Raw genomic sequence first — 6,671 nt, 5'->3', positions numbered from 1 at the left:
CGCGCGCCGACGGCCCGCTCCTGTCGGTCAGCGGCCTGCGCCTGCAGAGCCGCGTGGCGGACGTCTCGTTCGAGGTGAACCCCGGCGAGATCGTCGGCATCGCCGGCCTCGTCGGCGCCGGCCGGACCGAGGTGCTGGAGGCGCTGGTCGGCCTGCGCCGCGTCGCGTCCGGCGAGATCCGCCTCGACGGCCGGCCCTACCAGCCGCGCGACCCGGCCAGGGCGCTGGCCAGGGGTGTCGTCCTCGTACCTGAGGAACGCCTGGCACAGGCGATCTTCACGCAGCGGGACATCGTCTTCAACTTCTCCAGCTCCCGCTTCCGCACCCTGGGCGGCGGACCTGGAGGCCTCCTGAGCAGGCGGTCCCGCTACCGGGAATCCGCGCAGCGGCTCGCCGAGTCGCTGCGGCTCAAAGCACGGTCCCTGAACGACTCGATCATGTCGCTCAGCGGCGGCAACCAGCAGAAGGTGGTGCTCGGCCGGGCCACCGTCGACGGGCTGCGCCTGCTCCTGCTGGACGAACCCACCCGGGGCGTGGACGTGGGGGCGCGCTACGACTTCCAGCAGATGGTCCGCGGTCTCGCCGACCAGGGCGTCGGCGTCGTCTACGTCTCCTCCGAACTGGCCGAGCTGGAGTACTGCGACCGCATCGTGGTCATGGTCGAAGGCCGCGCCACCACGCAGTTCGACAACGACGACGGTTTCGACGAGGACGAGCTGACCCGCCTCTGCTTCCTGCCCGCCGGCCCGGCCGCCGTCGAGCAGGCATAGAAAGACGAACCTGGAGAGTCACATGAACACCGCAGGTCATATCGCGGCCGACGCGCACGCGGCCCCACCGCCACCGTCTGATCAGGCGGGCGGGAGCTCGGTGACGCTGGTGGCCGTCAAGTTCCTCGGCCGTTACGGCACGCTGCTCGTCCTCGCCCTGCTCGTCCTCGTCTTCTCCCTGCTGGACGGCAGCCGCTTCCTGTCGTTCACCAACTTCCAGAACATCCTGCTGCAGTCGACGATCTCCGTCGTGATCGCGCTCGGTCTCACCGTGGTGCTGGTGGTCGGGGAGTTCGACCTGAGCATCGGCTACACCGCCAGCCTCGCCGGCGTGCTCACCGCGGGGCTGTACGCGGGATCGGCCGGGGGCAAGCTGGGCGCCATCGGGCTGGTCCTCGCCGTGGGGGCGCTGATCGGCCTGGTCAACGGGCTGATCGTGACCAAACTCGGGGTCAACGCCCTGGTCGGCACCCTGGGCATAGGCAGCGTCGTCATGGGCGCCACCTACATCGTCACCGCCGGCGTGCCGCAGAGCCTGGACGCCAGCGGGATGGACCTGATCCAGGTCTACCTGGGCAAGCTGGGCCCGATCCCGTGGCCGATCATCATCCTCTTCCTGGTCGCCGGGGTGCTCTGGCTGCTGCTCAACCGCACCTCGCTCGGCCTGGAGTGGCAGGCCGTGGGCGGCAACAGGACCGCCGCCGAGCTGAGCGGCATCCGGGTGCACCGGGTGGTCATCTTCGCGTTCGTGGTGTGCGGCGTCCTCGCCGCCGCCGGCGGGGTCCTGATCACCGCGAACGTGGGCAGCGGCCAGATCGCGGGCGGCCAGGGCTACCTGCTGTCGTCGTTCGCCGCGGCCTTCCTGGGCTCGGCGTGCCTGCGCGACGGCGAGTTCCACGTCCTGGGCACGGTCATCGGCGTCGTCACCGTGGCCGTGGGCTTCAACGGCATGGCGATCCACGGCGTGTCCACCTCCGCGCAGTTCATCTTCCAGGGTCTGCTGCTCATCGCGGCCGTGGGCATGAGCACCAGCGCGCGGCGCATGGTGTCCGGACGGAGAGTGGGCCACTGATGAGCGTTCCCGGAGGCAGCCGGCTGATCGTCGGCATCGACAAGGGGACCACCGTCACCAAGGCGGCCGTCTTCGACGAGGCCGGCACCGAGCTGTCCCGGGCCGCCCGGTTCATCCAGGTGCTGAGCCCGCGGCGGGGCTGGCACGAGGAAGACGCCGAGGTGAGCCTGCGCAGCACGATGGACGCGGTCGCCGAGGCCGTCGCCGCCCTGCCCGGCCGGGCCGGGGACATCGCCGCGGTGAGCGTGTCCGGACACATGACCGGCGCCTGGCTGCTCGACGACGCGGGCCGGCCGGTCCGCAACGCGATCGCCTGGCCGGACGCGCGCACCCTGGACACGCTGACGGCGTTCGAGGCGGGCCCGCTGTACGAGGAGTACCTCGACATCTCGGCCACCAGCGCGCTGCCCGGCATGACCATGCTGCTCCTCGGGCACCTGGCCCGGCACGAGCCCGAGGTGATCGCGAGAACCCGCTACTTCGCCTGCGCCAAGGACTACGTCCAGGCGTTCCTGACCGGGCGCGTGGTCACCGACCCCACCGACGTGTCCCTGATGCCCGGCGACATCGCCTCGGGCCGGATCTCGCCGCGGCTCATGGAACTGACCGGGGCCGAGGCGTTCCTGTCCAGGGCGCCCGAGGTGCGCCCGTCCGGAGAGATCATCGGCACGGTCACCCGGGAGGCGTCGCTGGCCACCGGCATCCCCGAGGGCACCCCGGTCGCCAACGGCCTCGGCGACGCCATCTCGGCCATGCTCGGCACCGGCGTCGTCCTGCCCGGCCAGGCCGTGTCGGTGCTGGGCACGAGCTGGCTGAACCAGCTCGTCAACAGCCACCTGGACGACGACCTGCGCGGGGTCGGCTGGGTGTACCCGTCGCCCGACGGCGAGCACTGGATCCGCTGCCTGGCCCACACCGCGGGCGCGGGCACGTTCGACTGGGCCGTGCGCACGTTCTGCCGCGACCTGACGGACGGCGCCGGAGCCGACTTCGCCGCCGTCGAGGCCGAGGCGCTGGCGTCGGAGGAGGCCGGCCACGGCCTGACCTTCCTGCCGTACCTGTCCCCCGCCGGCGTCCAGGCGCCCTTCAAGGACGGGAACGTGCGCGGGGTGATGCTCGGCCTGGAGCACGGGTCCACGCGCGGCGACATCCTGCGCGCCGTCTACGAGGGCCAGGTGTACGCCGCCCTGGACTGCTACCGGCGGCAGAGCGACGACCTGAGCCTGCTCAGGCTGACCGGCGGCGGCGCGCGCAGCCGGGTGTGGCGGCAGACCTTCAGCAACGCCCTGCAGGTGCCGGTCGAACTGGTGACCACCAGCGAGTCGGCCGCGCTCGGCGTCGCCATCCTCGCCTCGGTCAGCGTCGGCATCTGGAAGGACCTGGAGACCGCGGTGTCGGCGATGGTCCGTACCGTGGGCCGGGTCGAGCCCGACCCCCGCATGGCCGAGCCGCACCGGGAGGCGTTCGAGCGCTTCGTGAGCGCGCAGGCCGTGGCGCGCGAGCTGTTCGCCGGCTTCGGCCGCGCAGGCATCCAAGGAAAGGACTGATCGTGTACACCGCAGAACCGGCCGGGCTGGTCCGCACGGTGCTCGGGGACGTGTCCCCGGACTCCCTGGGTCCGATGCTCATCCACGAGCACCTGCTCACGGCGCCGCCGGCCTACGCCGTCCACCAGGACCCCGACCTGGAGTTCGGGACCGCGGCGGGCGCCGAGGCGGAGGTCGCCGACCTCGTCGCGGCCGGAGGCGGCGGGCTGGTGGAGCTCACCACGGTCGACTACGGCCGCGACGTCACCGCCGCGCTGGCCGCCGCCAGGGCCACCGGCGCCCGCATCGTCCAGGGCACCGGCCTGCAGAAGGGCATCTACTACCCGGCCGGCACGTCCAGGCGGACGAGCGAGGAGCTGGCCGCCGGCTTCGCCGACGACATCCGGACGGGCTTCGGCCCGGAGAGCACCAGGGCCGGCGTCATCAAGGCCGGGACCTGCTCCACCGAGGAGCTGTGGGACGTGGAGCGCAAGGTGCTCACGGCTGCGGCCCTCGCGGCCAGGGCCACCGGCGCGCCGATCCTCACCCACACCCAGGCGGGCCGCCTGGGCCACCAGCAGCTCGACGTGTTCGAGGCCGCCGGGCTCGACCTCGGCCAGGTCTGCGTCGGCCACCTCGACCGCAACCTCGAAGCGGACTACCTGATCTCGCTGGCCCGCCGCGGCGCCTGGCTCGGGCTCGACCAGTGGACCAAGGACAAGTACGGCCACGACGCCGACCGGGCCGCGATGGTGCGCCGCCTCGTGGACGCGGGCCACACCCGGGTGATGGTCTCCGGCGACCTCGGCCGCGGCTCCTACCAGCGCGCCTACGGCGGCTCCCCCGGGCTCGGCGCCTGCCTCGACGCCATCAGGAAAGCCCTGGGCGACGAGCTGGCCGAGCTGACGCTCGTCGCCAACCCCGCCCGGTTCCTCGCCTTCAGGGAGGCCGCCCGATGACCCGCGCGGTGCTGTTCGACCTTGACGGAACGCTCGTCGACTCCCGCCCGGCGATCCTGGACTGCTACCGGGCCGCGCTCGCCCCCGTCCCCCGGGGCTGGGAGACGCTGCTGGAGCTCGGCCTGGGCAGGGTGATGCGCTGGCGGATGCGCGAGGTGATGGCCGTGGTCGCGGGCGACCGCGCGGCCGAGTGCGAGTCCCGGTACGAGCGCCACTACCTCGACGAGGGACACCGGAAGGTCGTCCTCTACCCGGGCGCCGTGGACCTGCTCGACGCGCTGCGCGAGCAGGGATCGCGCCTCGGCATCGTGACGAACAAGGGCCGCGTCCGCACCGAGCACGACCTGCGCACCGTGCACGGCACGCGGGACCTGCTGCCGCTGTTCGACGTGGTCGTCACCACCGAGGACACCACCGAGCGCAAGCCGTCGCCCGCGCCGATCCTGCTCGGGCTCCAGCGCGCGGGCTGGACGGCCGGCGACTGCGTCTACGTGGGCGACGGCCCGCACGACGCCGAGGCCGCCCTCGCCGCCGGGACCGGCTTCGTCGGCGCCGGCTGGGGCTACTACCCCGACGAGCTGGCCTCGGCCCGGCCCCCGCTCGCCGTCGCCGCCGTCCCCGGCGAGCTGACCGGCCTGCTGCCCTGGACCCGGTGACGGACCGCCATGGCATCGTTCACGTTCACCCCGCTCACGCCCTCCGCCTTCCTTGAGCGGTCCGGGCTCGTCTTCCGTGACCGGCTCGCGGTCATCGACGGGACCACGCGCCTGACGTACGGCGAGCTGCTCGACCGGGCGCGGCGGCTCACCGGGGCCCTGGCGGGCCTCGGCGTCGGGCCCGGCGACCGGGTGGCGGCGCTCTGCGTCAACAGCCACGTGATGCTGGAGCTGCACAACGGGGTGCCGATGCGCTCCGCGGTGCTCGTGCCGCTCAACATCCGCCTGTCGGCCGGGGAGCTGGCGCACATCGTGGCGCACTCCGGCGCGCGGGTGCTGGTCGCGACGGCCGAGCTGGCCGGGCGCGCGCGGGAGGTCGCCGCGGCGACCGGCGTCCGGCTCGTGGTGGCCGGCGGCCCCGAGGACGAGTACGAGGCGCTGCTGGCGGCGGCCGAGCCGCGACCGGTCGCCTGCGAGGACGAGCGCGGGCTGCTGGCGATCAACTACACCAGCGGGACCACGGGGCGCCCGAAGGGCGTCATGTACCACCACCGGGGCGCCTACCTGCAGTCGCTGGCCATGGCGCTGCACACCGGGCTCGGCCCCGGCAGCGCCTACCTGTGGACGCTGCCCATGTTCCACTGCGACGGCTGGTGCTTCACCTGGGCCGTCACCGCCGCCGGCGGCACCCACGTCTGCCTGCGCGCCGTCGACCCCGCCGAGATCTGGCGGCTGCTGCGCGAGGAGGACGTCACGCACTTCAGCGCCGCGCCGACCGTCCTCACCATGATCGCCAGCGCGCCGGAGGCGCGGGTGGACGTCCCGCTGGGACGGACCGTGCGGGTGCAGACCGGCGGCGCGCCGCCGACCCCGACGCTGCTGGCCCGCATGGCCGAGCTGAACATGGAGGTCACCCACCTCTACGGGCTCACTGAGACGTTCGGGCCGGTGGCCGTCAACCAGTGGCAGCCGCAGTGGGACGAGCTGCCCCCGGCGCGGCGGGCCGAGCTCAAGGCCCGCCAGGGCGTCGGCAACACGATCGCCGAGCGGATCCGGGTCGTGGACGGTTCGGGCGCGGACGTGCCCGCCGACGGTGAGACGATCGGCGAGATCGTGGTCCGCGGCAACGACGTCATGCTCGGCTACTACCGCGACGAGGCGGCCACCGCCGAGGTGGAGCTGGACGGCTGGCTGCGCACCGGCGACCTGGCCGTGCGCCACCCCGACGGCTACCTGGAGATCCGCGACCGGTCCAAGGACATCATCATCTCCGGCGGCGAGAACATCGCCTCCGTCGAGGTGGAGCGGGTGCTCGACGGCCACCCGTCGGTGCTGGAGTCGGCCGTCGTCGGCGTCCCCCACGACAAGTGGGGCCAGGTGCCGGTCGCCTTCGTCGCACCGCGGCCGGGTTCGCCGCCGGTGACCGAGGGCGACCTCATCACGTACGTACGCGAGCGGCTGGCGCACTTCAAGGCCCCGCGCAAGGTGGTCTTCGGCGAGCTGCCCAAGACGTCGACCGGGAAGATCCAGAAGAACGTGCTCCGTGCGAGCGGGGAGGACGCATGACGCCGCCGCCGGCCGGTACGCGGGCACCGAAGGAGGGCGTTCGCGCATGACCACGACGACGACCAGGCCCGCGGCGCTGGTGACCGGCGCCTCCCGGGGCATCGGCCTCGCCATCGCCGAGC

At 73.2% G+C, this 6,671-nt stretch carries 6 protein-coding genes; all 6 read left to right on the top strand.

The window, feature by feature from the left end; all coding sequences use genetic code 11:
• A partial coding sequence (locus OUY22_RS34950; RefSeq protein ID WP_270159593.1) for an ATP-binding cassette domain-containing protein occupies positions 1–770 on the top strand: 770 nt, incomplete at its 5' end.
• Between the two features lie 22 nt (positions 771–792).
• Positions 793–1,842, top strand: a complete 1,050-nt coding sequence (locus tag OUY22_RS34945; protein WP_270159592.1) for an ABC transporter permease — start codon at positions 793–795, stop codon at positions 1,840–1,842.
• The gene (locus tag OUY22_RS34940) at positions 1,842–3,389 is read left to right on the top strand and encodes an FGGY-family carbohydrate kinase (RefSeq protein WP_270159590.1); all 1,548 of its coding nucleotides are present in this window, start codon (positions 1,842–1,844) and stop codon (positions 3,387–3,389) included. Before OUY22_RS34945 ends, OUY22_RS34940 begins: the two co-directional genes overlap by 1 nt.
• A gap of 2 nt (positions 3,390–3,391) precedes the next feature.
• Positions 3,392–4,327 carry a phosphotriesterase family protein gene (locus tag OUY22_RS34935; RefSeq protein WP_270159589.1) on the top strand — a complete coding sequence of 312 codons (936 nt, stop codon included), beginning with the start codon at positions 3,392–3,394 and terminating at the stop codon, positions 4,325–4,327.
• On the top strand, positions 4,324–4,983 hold the full coding sequence (locus OUY22_RS34930; protein WP_270159588.1) for an HAD family hydrolase: 660 nt from the start codon (positions 4,324–4,326) through the stop codon (positions 4,981–4,983). The genes OUY22_RS34935 and OUY22_RS34930 overlap by 4 nt, the downstream gene beginning before the upstream one ends.
• A 9-nt stretch (positions 4,984–4,992) precedes the next feature.
• Entirely contained in the window at positions 4,993–6,549 is a 1,557-nt protein-coding gene (locus tag OUY22_RS34925) for an acyl--CoA ligase family protein (RefSeq protein ID WP_270159587.1), read from the top strand.
• Positions 6,550–6,671 lie beyond the last annotated feature (122 nt).

Source organism: Nonomuraea corallina (assembly GCF_027620315.1).
Classification (GTDB): Bacteria; Actinomycetota; Actinomycetes; order Streptosporangiales; family Streptosporangiaceae; genus Nonomuraea; species Nonomuraea corallina.
This window is presented reverse-complemented; position numbering and strand designations above follow the sequence as displayed.

Excerpts from the sequence above, each read along its gene's own strand:
- OUY22_RS34925 (WP_270159587.1), top strand. The coding sequence starts at position 4,993 with ATGGCATCGTTCACGTTCACCCCGCTCACGCCCTCCGCCTTCCTTGAG.
- OUY22_RS34940 (WP_270159590.1), top strand. The coding sequence starts at position 1,842 with ATGAGCGTTCCCGGAGGCAGCCGGCTGATCGTCGGCATCGACAAGGGG.
- OUY22_RS34930 (WP_270159588.1), top strand. The coding sequence starts at position 4,324 with ATGACCCGCGCGGTGCTGTTCGACCTTGACGGAACGCTCGTCGACTCC.
- OUY22_RS34945 (WP_270159592.1), top strand. The coding sequence starts at position 793 with ATGAACACCGCAGGTCATATCGCGGCCGACGCGCACGCGGCCCCACCG.